The following is a 15,291-nucleotide window of genomic DNA, read 5'->3' as shown; positions in this document are numbered from 1 at the left end:
CCCCCAGCGGCCACGCCGCCCCGCACCTCCCCGCCCCGTACGGGCTGGACGCCGGGCCCGTACAGCAGCTCGCGATCCAACAGGAGTTGCGCGAGCAGGGGATCCGGCTCAGTGACCTGTCCATCGCCACCTGGGTGGTGCCGTCCCTGATCGCGTACGGGACGAAGGAGCAGCGCGAGCGCTATCTGCCGGCCACCCTGCGCGGCGACCTCCAGTGGTGCCAGCTCTTCTCCGAACCCGACGCCGGATCCGATCTCGCCGCGCTGCGCACCCGTGCCGTACGGACCGATGAGGGCTGGCGGATCACCGGGCAGAAGGTCTGGACGAGCGCCGCCCGCACCGCCGACCACGGCATCCTGCTGGCCCGCACCGACCCGGACGCGCCCAAGCACCGCGGGCTCACCTACTTCCTGGTCGACATGGAGAAGGCCCGGGGCATCAGCATCCGGCCGCTGAAGGAGATCACCGGCCGATCCCTCTTCAACGAGGTGTACTTCGACGACGTCCTGCTGCCCGCCGACGCCGTCGTCGGCGAGGTCGGCGGCGGCTGGCGGGTCGCCCGCAACACGCTCGGCAACGAACGCGTCCACATGGCCGACCAGATGACCTTCGACAGCGGATTGGAGGCGCTCATCGCCCGCTCGGCCGGGCTCGGCGAGACCGTCCGCGCCCGGGTCGGGGCTCTCGCCGCCGAGGCCCACGCGCTCGCCTGCATCGGGATGCGCACCGCCCTCCGGCAGGTCTCCGGCCGCGAACCGGGCGCCGGGGCCTCGGTCCGCAAGCTCGTCCAGACGCTCCACCAGCAGAAGGTCGCCGAACTCACCCTCGAACTCCTCGGCCCGCACGGTGCGGTGGACGAACCGGAGGCGGGGGAGCGGGCCCTCCACGGCTTCCTGATGTCCCGCTGTCTGACCATCGCGGGCGGCACCACCCAGATCCAGCTCAACGTCGTCGCCGAGCGCATCCTCGGCCTGCCCCGGGACTGAACGGTCCGTCCACCACGAGGAGTCGGAAGATGAAGGCCTACATCGTCGGCGTCGGCATGACGAAGTTCGAGAAGCCCGAGACCCGCGACTGGCAGTACTGGGACATGGTCCGCGAGGCGGGCACCGCAGCCCTGGCCGATGCCGGGATCCGCTACGACCAGGTCGAACAAGTCCCCGTCGGCTACTGCTTCCAGGCCTCCACCGCCGGACAACGCGCCGTGTACGAGCTGGGGTTGACCGGCATTCCCGTCTACAACGTCAACAACAACTGCGCCACGGGCGCCAGCGCCCTGATGCTGGCCCGGCAGCTCGTCGAGGGCGGCGGCAGCGACTGCGTCCTCGCCGTCGGCTTCGAGAAGATGGCCCGCGGCGCGCTCGGCGGGGGATCCGACGGCGGCGACTTCGCGACCTCGCCCGTCGCCCGGCACTACGGGATCATGGCGGCCGGCCACGGCTTCGCGATGTCCCCGCCCACCGCCCAGATCTTCGGCAACGCGGCCCGCGAGCACATGGAGCGGTACGGGACGACGCCCGCGCAGCTCGCCGCGGTCGGGGCCAAGAACCACCGGCACTCGGCACGCAACCCGTACGCCCAGTTCCAGGAGCCGTACACGGTCGAGGAGGTCCTCGCCGCCCGTACCGTCCACCACCCCCTCACCAAACTCCAGTGCTCGCCCACCTCCGACGGTGCGGCGGCGGCCGTCGTGGTCTCCGAACGGTTCGTCGAGAGGCACGGCCTGGGGGAGCGGGCGGTGCAGATCGCCGCTCAGGCCATGACCACCGACACAGAGGCGTCGTTCGCCTCCGGCAGCTGCATCGACGCGGTCGGCGCCCCGATGTCGAAGGCCGCCGCCGAGCAGGTGTACGCCGCATCGGGCCTGGGCCCCGACGACCTCGACGTCATCGAGCTGCACGACTGCTTCTCCGTCAACGAACTCCTCACCTACGAGGCGCTCGGCCTGTGCGGCGAGGGCGAGTCCGGCAAGCTCGTCGAGTCCGGGGCCACGACCTACGGCGGCCGGTGGGTGGTGAACCCGTCCGGCGGGCTGATCTCCAAGGGCCATCCGCTGGGCGCCACCGGCATCGCCCAGGCCGCCGAGCTGACCTGGCACCTGCGCGGCGAGGCCGGAGCCCGCCAGGTCCCCGGCGCCCGGACCGCCCTCGCCCACAACATCGGCCTCGGCGGAGCGGCGGTGGTCACGCTGCTGCGGCGCGGCTGAGACGCCCGCGGAGCGCGGTGCGGGCGTGCCGACGTCGGTTCGCCGGCCGGGCCGGTGCAGGCCCCGGTCCCGGTCACCGGGCCGGTGCAGGACCTCCGTCCCGGTGACCGGGGACGCGAGACCTGGATCCGATACCCGATGTACGGGCCACGCGACGCCTGCGACCATGGCCGTCATGCCCGACGTCTCCGCTCCCGCCTCCGCCCCGCCCGCCACCTCCCGCATACGTCCCAGCGCCTGGGCCGTCGTGCTCGCCGCCTGCACCGGCCAGTTCCTCGTCGTCCTCGACGTCTCCGTCGTCAATGTGGCGCTGCCCTCCATGCGGGCCGACCTGGGGTTGAGCGCGGCGGGGCTCCAGTGGGTCGTCAACGCCTACTCGATCGCGTTCGCCGGGTTCATGCTGCTGGGCGGGCGGGCCGCCGACATCTACGGGCGCAAGCTGATGTTCCTCGTCGGGCTCGGGCTCTTCACCGCCGCCTCCCTCGCGGGCGGTCTCGCCCAGGAGGGCTGGCAGCTCCTCGCCGCCCGTGCCGCACAGGGCCTCGGGGCCGCCGTCCTCGCGCCCGCCACCCTCACCATCCTCACCGCGGCCGTGCCCGACGGGCCGGCCAGGACGAAGGCGATAGGCACCTGGATGGCCGTCGGGGCGGGCGGCGGCGCGGCCGGCGGGCTCATCGGCGGGGCCCTCACCGACGCCCTCTCCTGGCGCTGGGTCCTCCTGATCAACGTGCCCATCGGCGCGCTCGTCCTGATCGCCGCCGCCCTTCGCATCACCGAGGGCCGCGCGGGTGACCGCCGCCGTATCGACCTGCTGGGCGCGGTCCTGGTCACCGCGGGCCTCGCCGCCGTCGCGTACGGCATCGTCCAGACCGAGGCCGAGGGCTGGACGGCCGCCGCGACCCTCGTCCCGCTGCTCTCCGGGCTCGCCCTGCTGGCCGCCTTCGTGCTGGTCGAGGCGCGGACCGCGGTCCCGCTGATCCCGCTGCGCGTCTTCTCCGTACGGGCCGTCTCCTCGGCCAACGTGTCGATGCTGCTCATGGGGTCGGCGACCTTCGCCATGTGGTACTTCATGACCGTGTACGCCCAGAACATCCTGGGCTACACCCCGTTGCAGGCCGGTCTCGCGCTGATCCCGACCTCGGCCGCCGTCGTCATCGGCTCCAAGCTGGCCCCCCGCCTCATGGTCCGGACCGGGGCGAAGAGCCTCGCCGTCGCGGGTGTCCTGATCACTGCCGCGGGCTTCGGCTGGCAGTCCACGATGGGCGTGGACGGCTCCTACCTCACCGCGATCTGCCTGCCCGGCGTCCTGATGATGGCCGGTGCCGGGCTCGCCTCCACCCCGCTCGCCACCCTCGCCACCTCCGGAGCGGAGCCGGGCGACGCCGGGCTCGTCTCGGGACTGGTCAACACCTCCCGCACCATGGGCGGCGCGCTGGGCCTCGCGGTGCTCTCCACCGTCGCCGCCGCGCGCACCGCGGGCTCCGGCGACACGGCCGAGATCACCGCCGGATACGCCATGGCGTTCCGCACCGCGAGCGGCGTGCTGCTGGCCGGGGTGATCGTGATGCTGCTCTGGCTGCCGAACCACCGCACGCCGCGCCCCGCGCCGTAGGGGCCGTCCCATCCTCGCGATCTGACAGAGCGTCAGCACTCTTCCCAACTTCCGGGGCCTGCGTTATACATGGGCCATCGGCATCGGCTAGAACGCGTTCTAGAAGGGGTGTGCCTGTTCCCGAAGGGCGTGCCCTGCCGGTCACCGTACGACCTCGGTGCGGCCGACGGTGCGGACGGCCGCGCCGAGGTCTTCCCGCCGTGAAGGATCACCACCAAGGACCATCAAGGAGCTGCTCCGTCATGCCCATTGATGCCTCAGCGGCCCTCGCCGCCGAACCCCGCCGGGCCGAGATCGGCTGGGACCACAAGGACGTCCAGCTCTACCACCTCGGTCTCGGCGCGGGCATCCCCGCCACCGACCCCGACGAACTGCGCTACACCCTGGAGTCCCGGCTCCAGGTGCTGCCCAGCTTCGCCACCGTGGCCGGCGCGGGCACCGCCGCCTTCGGGGGGATGGGCGCGCCGGGGATCGACGTGGACCTGGCCGCGGTCCTGCACGGCGGCCAGGCCGTGCGCGTCCACCGCCCGATCCCGGTGACCGGCCGGGCCGTCCAGACCTCGAAGGTCGCGGCGGTCCACGACAAGGGCAAGGCCGCCGTCATCGTGCTGCGTACCGAGGCGCGCGACGACGACGGGCCGCTGTGGACCAACGACGCCGAGATCTTCGTCCGGGGGGAGGGCGGGTTCGGCGGGGAGCGCGGGCCGTCCGACCGGCTCACCGTGCCCGAACGGGCCCCCGACCGCACGGTCGAACGGCGCATCCGCGAGGACCAGGCGCTGCTCTACCGGCTCTCCGGCGACTGGAACCCGCTCCACGCCGACCCCGCCTTCGCCGAGCTCGCCGGGTTCGACCGGCCGATCCTGCACGGGCTGTGCACGTACGGCATGACCCTCAAGGCCGTCACCGACGCCCTGCTGGACGGCGATGTCTCCCGCATCACCGCCTACCGCACCCGGTTCACCGGAGTGGTCTTCCCCGGCGAGACCCTCCGTATCCGGATGTGGACCGGGGACGGCCGCGTCCAGGTCACGGTCACCGCCGCCGAGCGGGACGACGCCCCGGTTCTCGCCGACACGCTCGTCGAACACTCCTGAACCCAGCACCACTCTTTCTTGGCAGCCGATTCGAGGGAGCCGCAGCCATGCGCGCAGCCGTACTGCACGAGATAGGCCAGGAGAAGCTCGAAGTCCTCGACGACGTCGAGGCGGTGGGCTTCGGTGCGGGGAAGGTCAAGCTCCGCATCCGCGCCACGGGCCTCTGCCACTCCGACGTCTCCGCGATGAGCGGCGTCCTCCCGCAGCCCGCCCCCTTCATCCCCGGCCACGAGGGCGCCGGCGAGGTCGTCGACGTCGGCGACGGGGTGGCCGGGCTGAGCGCCGGCGACCGGGTTCTCGTCTGCTGGCTGCCCGCCTGCGGCGACTGCCCGTCCTGCAAGCGCGGCCAGACCCACCTGTGCCTGGCGGGCTTCATGAACGCGGGCACCCCCAACTTCAAGCGCCCCGGAGGGGACGTCTTCGGCTTCGCGGGCACCGGCACCTTCACCGAGGAGGTCGTCGTCGGCGCGGGCTGCGCGGTGCCGATCCCCGACGACGTACCGTTCGAGATCGCCGCCCTGATCGGCTGCGGGGTCACCACCGGCCTCGGCGCCGCCATCAACACGGCCCAGGTGGAAGCCGGTTCGTCGGTCGCGGTGATCGGCTGCGGCGGTGTCGGCATCTCCACGATCCAGGGCGCCCGGGTCCAGGGCGCGGCCCAGATCATCGCCGTCGACCCGGTCGCCTCCCGCCGCGAGGCCGCGCTGCGCTTCGGCGCCACCGAGGCCGTCGCCCCCGCTGAACTGGCCGACGCCAAGCAGCGCATCACCGGCGGCGAGGGCTTCGACTACGTCTTCGAGGTCGTCGGCAAGTCCGCCACCGCCCGCACCGCCTACGAGAGCACCCGCCGCGGCGGCACTCTCTGCGTCGTCGGGGCCGGGGCCATGGACGACACCTTCCAGGTCAACATGTTCGAGCTGTTCTTCGACGAGAAGCGCATCCTGCCCTCCATGTACGGCGGCGGGGACGTCCTGCGCTCCTACGAGCGGGCCATCGCGCTCTGGCGGGCGGGCCGCATCGACCTGGAGTCGATGATCACCCACCGGGTCCGGCTGGACGGGATCAACGACGCCCTGGACCAGATGCGCACGGGCGAGGCGCTGCGTACCTGCATCGAGCTCTGAACCCCGCCCGCACCCAAGGAAGTCGAGGAACCCGATGTCACTTCCCCTCCCGCTGGACGGGCTGTCCGCGATCGTCACCGGCGCGGGCCGCGGCCTCGGCCGCGCCGAAGCCCTCGAACTGGCCCGCCTCGGCGCGGCCGTCGTCGTCAACGACTACGGGCAGCCCGGCCGGGACGGCTCCGGCGAGGCGTCCGCCGCCCCCGCCGAGGAGGTCGCCGCCGAGATCCTCGCGGCCGGCGGGCGGGCCGTCGCCCACCTCGGCGACGTCTCCGACCACGAACAGGCCCGCGAACTGGTCGAGTCGGCGGTTTCCGCCCACGGCCGGCTCGACATCCTGGTCAACAACGCGGGCATCCTGCGCGACCGGATGGTCTTCTCGATGACCGAGGAGGAATGGGACTCGGTGGTCCGCGTCCACCTCAAGGGCCACTTCAACACCACGCACTTCGCCGCCGCCCACTGGCGCGCCCGCTCCAAGGCCACCGGCGGGCCGGTCTACGGGCGGATCGTCAACACCTCGTCGGAGGCGTTCCTCGCGGGCTCGGCGGGCCAGCCCAACTACGCGGCGGCCAAGGGCGGCATCGTCGGGCTCACCACCTCCACCGCGCTCGCCCTCGCCAAGTACGGCGTCACCGCCAACGCCATCTGCCCGCGCGCCCGGACCCGGATGACCGAGGACGTCTTCGCGGGCTTCCAGGAACCGGCGGACGGCACCCTCGACCCGCTGGCGCCCGAGCACGTCTCCCCGCTCGTCGGCTACCTCGCCTCACCGGCGGCGGCCGGGGTCAACGGGCAACTGCTCGTCGTCCACGGGGGGATGGTCGCCGTCGTCGAACGGCCGCGGGTGGCCGCCCAGTTCGACGCTGCGAAGGAGACGTTCACCTTCGCGGAGCTCGACGAACTGCTCACCCCGTACTACGCGGACCGGCCGCCGAACGAGACCTTCGCCGCCGCCGAAGTGCTGGGGCTGAAGCGGCGGTAGCGGCATCTCCCGTACGTAGCCGTATCGCCGTACGCACGGGAGGGCCCGGACCGACGGTCGTCCGCCGGTCCGGGCCCTCCGCAGTGCGCTGCCCGACGGTTCAGGCCGCCGTGGATTCCGCTTCGACGGGCCGGCGGTGGCGGCCGTGCGGCTGCACCGACGTGTTCTCCGCCGACGCACCCCCTCGGTGCTTTCCGGAACCGCCGGTTCCGGCTCCCTCGCCCGCCCCCGTCGGGCGCTGCTGGGTCATGTTGGTCCGTGTCTCGGACATGTGGGAAGTCACCCCGTTGTGATCGCTTGCTTGTGTCGCGCCTACGTGTGTCGCCGGCCCCGCCACCGTCGTCCGACGCGGTCACCGTCGGTACCCGCCCGGAACGGTCGCGTAGCCCAGGACCCGAATTCAATCAGGTCGAGCGGCTCCGTGCAGAGGCGCCTGCCCCAACGGAACGGGCTTACACACAACAGGAGCGGCGTCGGCGGCGGACGGTTCCCCTCCGCCTTCCCCGTCACCCGTACGGCCGGTCACGGAGGAGGGTTCCACGTCCACGGGCGCATCCAGCAGCGCCACGCCGCAGGGCGTCGCCCCGTTCGCGTACGGCAGGCGCAGCACGCCGTCCCGGCTCCAGCACCCGGCGCCCGGCACCCAGCCCAACGGGGCCGCGAACTGGTGCAGTTGCCGGCCCGCCGGACGCCACACGCCCACCCAGCTGCCCGGCGCCCCGTCGATCCGCAGCGCCACCGCGCAGCTCTCCGGCATCAGCATCTGGCCCGGCTGCACCGCGAACGGCGTCACCGCCACGTCCGCGAGGCGCAGGCACTCGGGGAACCTCACGGGCAGGCAGCTCCCCAGCACCCCCCAGCCGAGCCGGTCGTGGCCCGGGGCGTCGGAGCGGATCAGCAGCAGCCCGCTGTCCGGATCCGCGAGCAGCAGCCGGTCGGCGCTCCCCGGCGCGATCTGGAGCAACGGCGTCACCTCACCCTGCCGCCCGAGGTCGACGGCGACCGCCTTGACCGGCCCGCCGCCCGGCTCCTGCCGGTCCAGCGCCAGCATCCGGCCCGCCCGGTCCAGCCACACCCCGCCCGAGCAGCGCCCCGGAATCCGCGCGACCTCCTCGGGCCCGAACGCGCCACCCGCCACCAGCCACAGCGACGCGTGGTCCTCGCCGGCCGCCAGGGCGTACACGCTCCGGCCGTCCGGCGACGGCGGCAGCAGGGTCATCTCCGCGCACCCGACCGCGCCCAGCAGGAGTTCGCCGGTCCCGGGCCCGGTCGGGTAGAGCAGCGAGAACATCTGCCGGTCCGCCACCCTCCGCCGGATCAGCACCCGCCCGTCGGCGAGCGGGGCCACCTCGGAGTCCGGCTCCTCGGGCTGGTCGAGGGGGAGGGGCACCGCGTACGGCTCGGGCCCGTCCAGCGTCCACCGCTCGGGATACCAGGCGCGCTCGCCCGGCGGCCCGGGGGCGGCGGTGAGCCGGGCGGCATAGGCGCCGTCCGCGGTGAGCGTGAAGCCGCGGGGGAGCGGTGCGTCGTCGGCCGGTACGCCGTCGGCGTTCGGCCGTGCGTCGCCCTCCGTGGACGACGCTTCCGCTTCTTCGGCTTCCGCGGTTTCCTCGTCCGCGATGGACTCGGGCAGCAGGCCGGAGCCGTCCGCCTCGGCGGGCCCTCCGGGCTCTTCCGGTTCGGGTTCCGCTTCGGGGTCCGCCGTCGCGGCGGCCCCGGCGGATCCACCCTCGATGGCACAGGCAGTCATGGACTCGTCACCTCCGGCTACGAAAGCTAGTTTTCGCACTTCCAGCCGAACAACACGAGCCACCGCACTTCACACATAAGGGTGGCGATGCCCGGATTCTCCTGAGGTGGCGGGGGCGAGTGTGCTGTCGGAGGTGGCCCTGTCTATGGTTAGGCGGCCCTAACTTCAGGTGCGGCCCCCTGCGCACTCACGTGGACAACTGGAGCAAGCGATGTCCCTACGCCCCCGCGGTACCGCCGCCACAGCCCTGGCCGTGGCGGCCGCCCTCTCCCTGTCGGCCTGCGGAGGCGGTGACGGCGGGGACGCGGACGCGGCGAAGTCCGACGGCGGCAAGAAGGCCGCCGTCGCCACGGGCGGCAAGGACTTCGCGGACGCGGCGAGGAAGACCGCGTCGTACGGCACGGACGCCGACGCCGGCGAATTCCCCCGGACGGTCACCCACGCCATGGGGAAGACCGAGATCAAGGCCGCGCCCAAGCGTGTGGTCGTGCTGGACGTCGGCGAGTTCGACAACGTGGTGTCGCTGGGCCTGAAGCCGGTCGGCTACGCCCCCAGTGAGGGCGACGCGGCCATCCCCTCGTACCTGAAGAAGGACGCGGGCGAGCCGAAGAGCGTCGGCACCATCAACAGCCTCAACCTCGAAGCCATCGCGGGCCTCCAGCCGGACCTGATCCTCGGCAGCCAGCTCCGTGCCGCGGACAAGTACGACGAGCTGTCCAAGATCGCCCCCACGGTGTTCTCCATCCGCCCGGGCTTCACCTGGAAGGAGAACTACCTCCTCAACGCCCAGGCGCTGGACCGTACGGAGCGGGCCGAGACCGCGCTCGCCGCGTACGAGAAGAAGGCCGAGAAGCTCGGCGAGGACATCGGCGCGGACAAGCCGACCGTGTCGATGGTCCGCTACATGCCCGACCGCCTCCGGCTCTACGCCAAGGCCTCGTTCATCGGCACGATCCTTCAGGACGTCGGCCTGCCGCGTCCGAAGAACCAGCAGATCGACGACCTCGCCGCCGAGATCAGCCCGGAGAAGATCGACGAGGCGGACGCCGACTGGATCTTCACCGGCGTCTACGGCGACCCGAAGGCCACCCAGCGCGACACCGCCCGGTCCAACCCGCTCTGGAAGAACCTGAAGGCCGTGAAGGAGGGCCGGGCCAAGGACGTCTCCGACGAGACCTGGTACCTGGGCCTCGGCGTCACCTCGGCCGACCTGGTCCTCGACGACCTCCGCGCGGACCTGGTGAAGTGACCGTGTCTCCGAAGAGGCGACGAACCGTGAAGTAACGATTCGTGTTCGGCCGCCGGTCCCGACGTACAGGTCCGGCGGCCAGGGGCGGCGGACCACCCCGGCCAGGTAGCCTTTCCCCCGTGCCCCGTCTGTCTGAAGTCATCGCCGCCCTCGACGCCCTCTGGCCTCCCGAGCGGGCCGAGGGATGGGACGCGGTCGGGACGGTCTGCGGCGACCCGGACGCGGAGATCGACCGGGTGCTGTTCGCCGTCGACCCGGTCCGCGAGATCGCCGACGAGGCCCTGGAGCTCGGCGCCCGGCTGATCGTCACCCACCACCCGCTCTATCTGCGCGGGACGACGACGGTCGCCGCCGACACCTTCAAGGGCAAGGTCGTCCACACCCTCATCAAGCACGACATCGCCCTCCACGTCGCGCACACCAACGCCGACACCGCCGACCCCGGCGTCTCCGACGCCCTCGCCGGCGCCCTCGACCTGCGCGTCACCGGGCCGCTCGTCCCCGACCCCACCGACCCCGCCGGGCGGCGCGGTCTCGGCCGGATCTGCGAGCTGGACCACCCCGAGACTTTGGCCGCCTTCGCCGCCCGGGCCGCCGCCCGGCTCCCCGCCACCGCGCAGGGCATCCGGCTGGCCGGCGACCCGGAGGCGCTCGTCCGCACCGTCGCCGTCAGCGGAGGCTCCGGCGACAGCCTCTTCGACGCCGTGCGCGCCGCAGGCGTCGACGCCTTCCTCACCGCCGACCTGCGCCACCACCCGGCGTCCGAGGCCGTGCAGCATTCGCCGCTCGGCCTCGTCGACGCCGCGCACTGGGCCACCGAGTGGCCCTGGTGCGAGCAGGCGGCGGCCCAGCTCGACGCGCTTTCCGACCGCCACGGATGGGACCTGCGGGTCCATGTCTCGAAGCAGGTCACCGACCCCTGGACCACCCACCATTCCTCTGGAGCCCCCAACTGAACGCCGCGCCCGCCGACCAGATCCGACTTCTCGACGTCCAGGCCCTCGACACCCGGCTCGCCCAGCTCTCCCACAAGCGGTCCTCGCTGCCGGAGCACGCCGAGATCGAGCAGCTCAGCAGCGACCTCGCGCAGCTGCGGGACCTGCTGGTCGCCTCCACCACCGAGGAGAGCGACACCGCCCGTGAGCAGACCAAGGCCGAGCAGGACGTCGACCAGGTGCGTCAGCGCGCCGTCCGCGACCAGCAGCGCCTGGACTCCGGCGCGGTCTCCTCGCCCAAGGACCTGGAGAGCCTCCAGCGCGAGATCACCTCGCTCGCCAAGCGCCAGGGCGACCTGGAGGACGTCGTCCTGGAGATCATGGAGCGCCGCGAGGCCGCCCAGGAGCGGGTCACCGAGCTGACCGAGCGGGTCTCCGCCGTCCAGGCCAAGGTCGACGACGCCACCGCGCGCCGTGACGCAGCCACCGCCGAGCTGGACGCCGAGGCCGCCACGGTGACCAAGGACCGTCAGGTCGTCGCCGAGGTCGTCCCCGCCGACCTGATGAAGCTGTACGACAAGCTCCGCGTGCAGCAGGGCGGGGTCGGCGCCGCCCGGCTCTACCAGCGCCGCTGCGAGGGCTGCCGCCTGGAGCTGAACATGGCCGAGGTCAACGACGTGAAGGCCGCCTCCCCCGAGACGGTCCTGCGCTGCGAGAACTGCCACCGCATCCTGGTCCGCACCGCGGAGTCGGGCCTGTAATGAGCGTCGCCCGCCAGGTGGTGGTCGAGGCCGACGGCGGCTCCCGGGGCAACCCGGGGCCCGCCGGTTACGGCGCGGTCGTCATCGACCCCGCCACCGGGGAGGCACTCGCCGAGGCCGCCGAGTACATCGGCGTCGCGACGAACAACGTCGCCGAGTATCGGGGTCTGATCGCCGGTCTGACGGCCGCGAAGGCGTTGTTCCCGGACGCGGGGGACGCGCTGCGGGTGCACGTCCGGATGGACTCCAAGCTGGTGGTCGAGCAGATGTCGGGGCGCTGGAAGATCAAGCATCCTCCCGACATGAAGCCGCTGGCGGCCCGGGCCGCCGCGATCCTGCCGCCGGCCTCGGTGACGTACGAGTGGATCCCGCGCGCGCAGAACAAGCACGCGGACCGGCTCGCCAACGAGGCGATGGACGCGGGCCGCGACGGCCGGCAGTGGGAGGCATCCGCCTCGACGGCCGCCCTGGACGCTCCGGCAGCCGCGCCGGCCGCCGACGCGCTCTTCTCCCTCCCCGAGGAGACGGCGGAATCGGGCGGGGAGCCGACGGACGCCCACCCCGCCCCGCAGCAGGCCGCCGGGACCCCGCGGACCGGCTGGGGTGCGGCCCCCGACCTGGGCGCGCCCGCCACGCTCGTCCTGCTCCGGCACGGCGAGACCGCTCTCACGCCCGAGAAGCGGTTCTCCGGCAGCGGCGGCAGCGACCCCGAACTCTCCGCCGTCGGCCGTGGCCAGGCCGAACGGGCCGCCGAGCACTTCGCCGCCCTCGGTACGGTCCAGGAGATCGTCAGCTCCCCGCTGCGCCGCTGCCGTGAGACCGCCGCCGCCGTCGCTGCCCGCCTAGGCCTGGACGTCCGGATCGACGAGAGCCTGCGCGAGACGGATTTCGGCGCGTGGGAGGGCCTGACCTTCGGCGAGGTGCGCGAGCGGTACGGCGACGACCTCACCGCCTGGCTGGCCTCCCCGGACACCGCCCCGACCGGCGGCGGCGAGAGCTTCACCGAGGTCGCCGAGCGGGTCGCCGCCGCCCGGGACCGGCTCGTCGCCCGGTACGCGGGCCGCACGGTCCTGCTGGTCACGCACGTGACGCCGATCAAGACGTTCGTCCGCCTCGCCCTCGGAGCCCCGCCCGAGGCGCTGTTCCGGATGGAGCTGTCGCCGGCCTCGATCTCCACCGTCGCGTACTACGGGGACGGCAACGCCTCCGTACGCCTGCTCAACGACACCTCGCACCTGCGCTAGCGGGGCGGGGCGCACATGGACTGGCCGACGGGGCTGCTCGGGTTCGCCGCCGGGCTGCTGATCTCCGCGGCCACCGCGCCGGTGGGCGTCTCGGGCGCGGTGTTCCTGCTGCCGGTCCAGGTCAGCGTGCTCGGGGTGCCCAGCCCGGCGGTCACCCCGACCAACCTGCTCTACAACGTGGTGGCGGGCCCCGGGGCCCTGCTGCGGCACCACAGGGCCGGGACGCTGCGGGGGCCGCTGACCCGGCTGCTCGTCCTGGGTACGGTGCCCGGGGTCGTCGTCGGCGCGGTGATCCGGGTGTTCGCGGTGCCGGGCCCGTCGGTTTTCCGGCTGCTCATCGCCGTTCTGCTGCTGCCGTTGGGCGGCTGGCTCTGCCTGCGCACGCTGCGCCGCGCCTCCCGCCCGGCCCCGGCGCGGGACCCCTCGCCCCGTGCGGTCACCCGGCTGGCCATGGCGGTCGGCGTCGCCGGAGGGATCTACGGGATCGGCGGCGGCTCACTCCTCGGCCCGATCCTGGTCGGGCGCGGCATGCCGGTGGCGAAGGTCGCCCCGGCCGCGCTCGCCGCCACCTTCGTGACCTCGGTGGTGGGCGCCGGGACGTACGCGCTGCTCTCCCTGACCACCACCGGCGACATCGCGCCCTACTGGTCCCTCGGCCTGGCCTGCGGACTCGGCGGACTCTGCGGCGGCTACCTGGGCGCCCGCCTCCAGCCGCGCCTGCCGGAGACGGCGCTGCGGCTGCTGCTGGGGGTGCTGGCCCTGGGTGTCGGAGGGCTGTACGCGGTGCAGCTCCTGCGCTGATCCCGCGCTGTTGGAGACAGACCGGCGAGGCCGGACGCCTACGCGGCGAGCGCTGCCGCCTCGGCCGCCAGGCGGGCCACCCGGTCCCAGTCCTTCGCCGCCACCGCATCGCCCGGGACCATCCAACTGCCGCCCACGCAGCCGACGTTGGGCAGGGCGAGATAGGAGGGCGCGGAGGCGAGCGAGATGCCGCCGGTCGGGCAGAAGCGGGCCTGGGGGAGAGGCGCCGAGAGGGCCTTGAGATAGGCCGTGCCGCCCGCCGCCTCGGCCGGGAAGAACTTCATCTCGTTCACCCCGCGCTCCAGCAGGGCCACCACCTCGGAGGTGGTCGAGACGCCCGGCAGGAACGGCAGCCCGGAGGCCTTCATCGCCTCCAGCAGCGCGTTCGTCCACCCCGGGCTGACCAGGAACCGGGCCCCGGCGGCCATCGTCTCCCGGACGTGTTCCGGCGAGATCACCGTGCCCGCGCCGACCACCGCGCCCGGCACCTCGGCGGCCATCGCCCGGATCGACTCCAGCGCGGCGGGCGTCCGCAGCGTCACCTCGATCGCCGGGAGCCCGCCCGCCACCAGCGCCCGCGCCAGCGGCACCGCGTCGGCGGCGTCGTGCAGGACGACGACGGGGACGACGGGTGCGAGATCGAGCACGGAGGCGTCGGAGGTGGCTGCGGCGGAGGGCGTGGCGGGCGGCACGGAGGAGGTCATGTGGTCATCCTGCCGCGCCGCCATCAATATCTGCAACGAGCGTTGCGTCCTGTGCAACGACAGAGGCCCCTCAGTGGATCTCCGTCACCACCACGTCCAGCGACCACGGCCGCCCGGCCCGTGCGGGGGCCTCGGCCTCCACCACGTAACCGAGGTCCCGCAACGTTTCCACCAGCCGCGCCGGGTCCTTGGGCCGCGCACCGGCCACCAGCAGGTCGCGCACCAGCCGGCCCTTGGTGGCCTTGTTGAAGTGGCTCACCACGGACCGCTTCTCCACCCCGTCCACGATCTGCGCGTGCAGCACCCGGACGCTCGCCGTACGCGAGGCCACTTCGCCCTTCGGCTTCCACGCCGCCGTGTACGCGGAGGACCGCAGGTCCAGGACGAGCCCGTCGCCCGCGGCCTCGGGCAGCACGGTTTCCATAGGGGTGCGCCAGTACGCGCCGAGGGCGCCGAGACCGGGCAGCTTCACGCCCATCGAGCAGCGGTACGGCGGAATCCGGTCACCGATCCGGACCGCGCCCCACAGCCCCGAGAAGACCAGCAGCGAGGTGCTTGCCCGGCGCCGCGCGGCCGCCTCCAGCGTGGCCAGGTCGAGGGCGTCGTACAGCACACCGGTGTACAGCTCCCCGGCCGGGCGGGTCCCCGCGGTGCGCAGCTCGGCGTTCTTGCCGACCTCGCCCGCAAGACCCACGCTCAGCCCGAGCACCTCACGGGCCTTCTCCTCGTCCGCCTGGCACAGCTCGACCAACTCGTCCAGCACCGCCGCACGGGCCGGGGCGAGCCCCGGCACGCGACAGCGACGCCGGCTTAGTTGGTCGAGCTG

14 protein-coding genes and 1 pseudogene are annotated in these 15,291 nt (G+C 73.2%); 11 read left to right on the top strand and 4 right to left on the bottom strand.

The window, feature by feature from the left end; translation table 11 throughout:
- The 6 genes from D3105_RS27410 to D3105_RS27385 all read left to right on the top strand — a co-directional run.
- The coding region (locus D3105_RS27410) for an acyl-CoA dehydrogenase family protein (protein ID WP_240647038.1) at window positions 1–986 on the top strand (986 nt) is incomplete at its 5' end.
- 29 nt (window positions 987–1,015) lie between these two features.
- Window positions 1,016–2,206 carry a lipid-transfer protein gene (locus D3105_RS27405; protein ID WP_118905664.1) on the top strand — a complete coding sequence of 397 codons (1,191 nt, stop codon included), beginning with the start codon at window positions 1,016–1,018 and terminating at the stop codon, window positions 2,204–2,206.
- A 166-nt stretch (window positions 2,207–2,372) separates the two neighbouring features.
- A complete protein-coding gene (locus tag D3105_RS27400; protein WP_118905663.1) occupies window positions 2,373–3,818 on the top strand; it encodes an MFS transporter in 1,446 nt (481 codons plus the stop codon).
- 242 nt (window positions 3,819–4,060) lie between these two features.
- A complete protein-coding gene (locus tag D3105_RS27395) occupies window positions 4,061–4,915 on the top strand; it encodes a MaoC/PaaZ C-terminal domain-containing protein (protein ID WP_118905662.1) in 855 nt (284 codons plus the stop codon).
- A 47-nt stretch (window positions 4,916–4,962) separates the two neighbouring features.
- The gene (locus D3105_RS27390; protein ID WP_118905661.1) at window positions 4,963–6,039 is read left to right on the top strand and encodes a Zn-dependent alcohol dehydrogenase; all 1,077 of its coding nucleotides are present in this window, start codon (window positions 4,963–4,965) and stop codon (window positions 6,037–6,039) included.
- A 34-nt stretch (window positions 6,040–6,073) separates the two neighbouring features.
- A complete protein-coding gene (locus D3105_RS27385; RefSeq protein WP_118905660.1) occupies window positions 6,074–7,021 on the top strand; it encodes a 3-oxoacyl-ACP reductase in 948 nt (315 codons plus the stop codon).
- Window positions 7,022–7,121: 100 nt separating this feature from the next.
- On the opposite strand, the gene D3105_RS34730 is transcribed toward D3105_RS27385, so the two are convergent.
- Together D3105_RS34730 and D3105_RS27380 are read right to left on the bottom strand one after the other, a co-directional pair.
- Complete coding sequence (locus D3105_RS34730; protein ID WP_165891092.1) at window positions 7,122–7,292, bottom strand: hypothetical protein; 171 nt, start codon at window positions 7,290–7,292, stop codon at window positions 7,122–7,124.
- A 129-nt stretch (window positions 7,293–7,421) separates the two neighbouring features.
- Window positions 7,422–8,771 carry a hypothetical protein gene (locus D3105_RS27380; protein ID WP_118905659.1) on the bottom strand — a complete coding sequence of 450 codons (1,350 nt, stop codon included), beginning with the start codon at window positions 8,769–8,771 and terminating at the stop codon, window positions 7,422–7,424.
- A gap of 211 nt (window positions 8,772–8,982) precedes the next feature.
- Between D3105_RS27380 and D3105_RS27375 the strand changes: the two genes are divergently transcribed.
- The 5 genes from D3105_RS27375 (at window position 8,983) to D3105_RS27355 (ending at window position 13,761) form a co-directional block, all read left to right on the top strand.
- Complete coding sequence (locus D3105_RS27375) at window positions 8,983–10,020, top strand: ABC transporter substrate-binding protein (protein ID WP_118905658.1); 1,038 nt, start codon at window positions 8,983–8,985, stop codon at window positions 10,018–10,020.
- A gap of 119 nt (window positions 10,021–10,139) precedes the next feature.
- Window positions 10,140–10,976: a Nif3-like dinuclear metal center hexameric protein gene (locus D3105_RS27370; RefSeq protein ID WP_006124092.1), complete on the top strand. Its 837-nt coding sequence runs from the start codon at window positions 10,140–10,142 to the stop codon at window positions 10,974–10,976.
- A complete protein-coding gene (locus D3105_RS27365) occupies window positions 10,973–11,716 on the top strand; it encodes a zinc ribbon domain-containing protein (protein ID WP_206272916.1) in 744 nt (247 codons plus the stop codon). Before D3105_RS27370 ends, D3105_RS27365 begins: the two co-directional genes overlap by 4 nt.
- Window positions 11,716–12,960 (top strand): bifunctional RNase H/acid phosphatase, encoded by a 1,245-nt coding sequence (locus D3105_RS27360; protein WP_118905656.1) that lies wholly within the window; start codon window positions 11,716–11,718, stop codon window positions 12,958–12,960. The genes D3105_RS27365 and D3105_RS27360 overlap by 1 nt, the downstream gene beginning before the upstream one ends.
- A 15-nt stretch (window positions 12,961–12,975) precedes the next feature.
- The gene (locus D3105_RS27355; RefSeq protein WP_118905655.1) at window positions 12,976–13,761 is read left to right on the top strand and encodes a sulfite exporter TauE/SafE family protein; all 786 of its coding nucleotides are present in this window, start codon (window positions 12,976–12,978) and stop codon (window positions 13,759–13,761) included.
- Window positions 13,762–13,799: 38 nt separating this feature from the next.
- Here the strand turns inward: D3105_RS27355 and eda are convergent, their stop codons facing one another.
- Complete coding sequence (gene eda / locus D3105_RS27350; RefSeq protein WP_118905654.1) at window positions 13,800–14,465, bottom strand: bifunctional 4-hydroxy-2-oxoglutarate aldolase/2-dehydro-3-deoxy-phosphogluconate aldolase; 666 nt, start codon at window positions 14,463–14,465, stop codon at window positions 13,800–13,802.
- 70 nt (window positions 14,466–14,535) lie between these two features.
- Window positions 14,536–15,291, bottom strand: a pseudogene (gene yaaA, locus D3105_RS27345) (peroxide stress protein YaaA); the annotation flags it as partial.

It is taken from the genome of Streptomyces globisporus, assembly GCF_003501885.1.
Classification (GTDB): Bacteria; Actinomycetota; Actinomycetes; order Streptomycetales; family Streptomycetaceae; genus Streptomyces; species Streptomyces globisporus_D.
The sequence above is the reverse complement of the archived record's forward strand: the minus strand, read 5'-3'. Positions and strand labels throughout refer to the sequence as shown.

Excerpts from the sequence above, each read along its gene's own strand:
- D3105_RS27405 (WP_118905664.1), top strand. The coding sequence starts at position 1,016 with ATGAAGGCCTACATCGTCGGCGTCGGCATGACGAAGTTCGAGAAGCCC.
- D3105_RS34730 (WP_165891092.1), bottom strand. The coding sequence starts at position 7,292 with ATGTCCGAGACACGGACCAACATGACCCAGCAGCGCCCGACGGGGGCG.
- D3105_RS27390 (WP_118905661.1), top strand. The coding sequence starts at position 4,963 with ATGCGCGCAGCCGTACTGCACGAGATAGGCCAGGAGAAGCTCGAAGTC.
- D3105_RS27355 (WP_118905655.1), top strand. The coding sequence starts at position 12,976 with ATGGACTGGCCGACGGGGCTGCTCGGGTTCGCCGCCGGGCTGCTGATC.
- D3105_RS27375 (WP_118905658.1), top strand. The coding sequence starts at position 8,983 with ATGTCCCTACGCCCCCGCGGTACCGCCGCCACAGCCCTGGCCGTGGCG.
- D3105_RS27380 (WP_118905659.1), bottom strand. The coding sequence starts at position 8,771 with ATGACTGCCTGTGCCATCGAGGGTGGATCCGCCGGGGCCGCCGCGACG.
- D3105_RS27360 (WP_118905656.1), top strand. The coding sequence starts at position 11,716 with ATGAGCGTCGCCCGCCAGGTGGTGGTCGAGGCCGACGGCGGCTCCCGG.
- D3105_RS27395 (WP_118905662.1), top strand. The coding sequence starts at position 4,061 with ATGCCCATTGATGCCTCAGCGGCCCTCGCCGCCGAACCCCGCCGGGCC.
- eda (WP_118905654.1), bottom strand. The coding sequence starts at position 14,465 with ATGACCTCCTCCGTGCCGCCCGCCACGCCCTCCGCCGCAGCCACCTCC.
- D3105_RS27385 (WP_118905660.1), top strand. The coding sequence starts at position 6,074 with ATGTCACTTCCCCTCCCGCTGGACGGGCTGTCCGCGATCGTCACCGGC.
- D3105_RS27400 (WP_118905663.1), top strand. The coding sequence starts at position 2,373 with ATGGCCGTCATGCCCGACGTCTCCGCTCCCGCCTCCGCCCCGCCCGCC.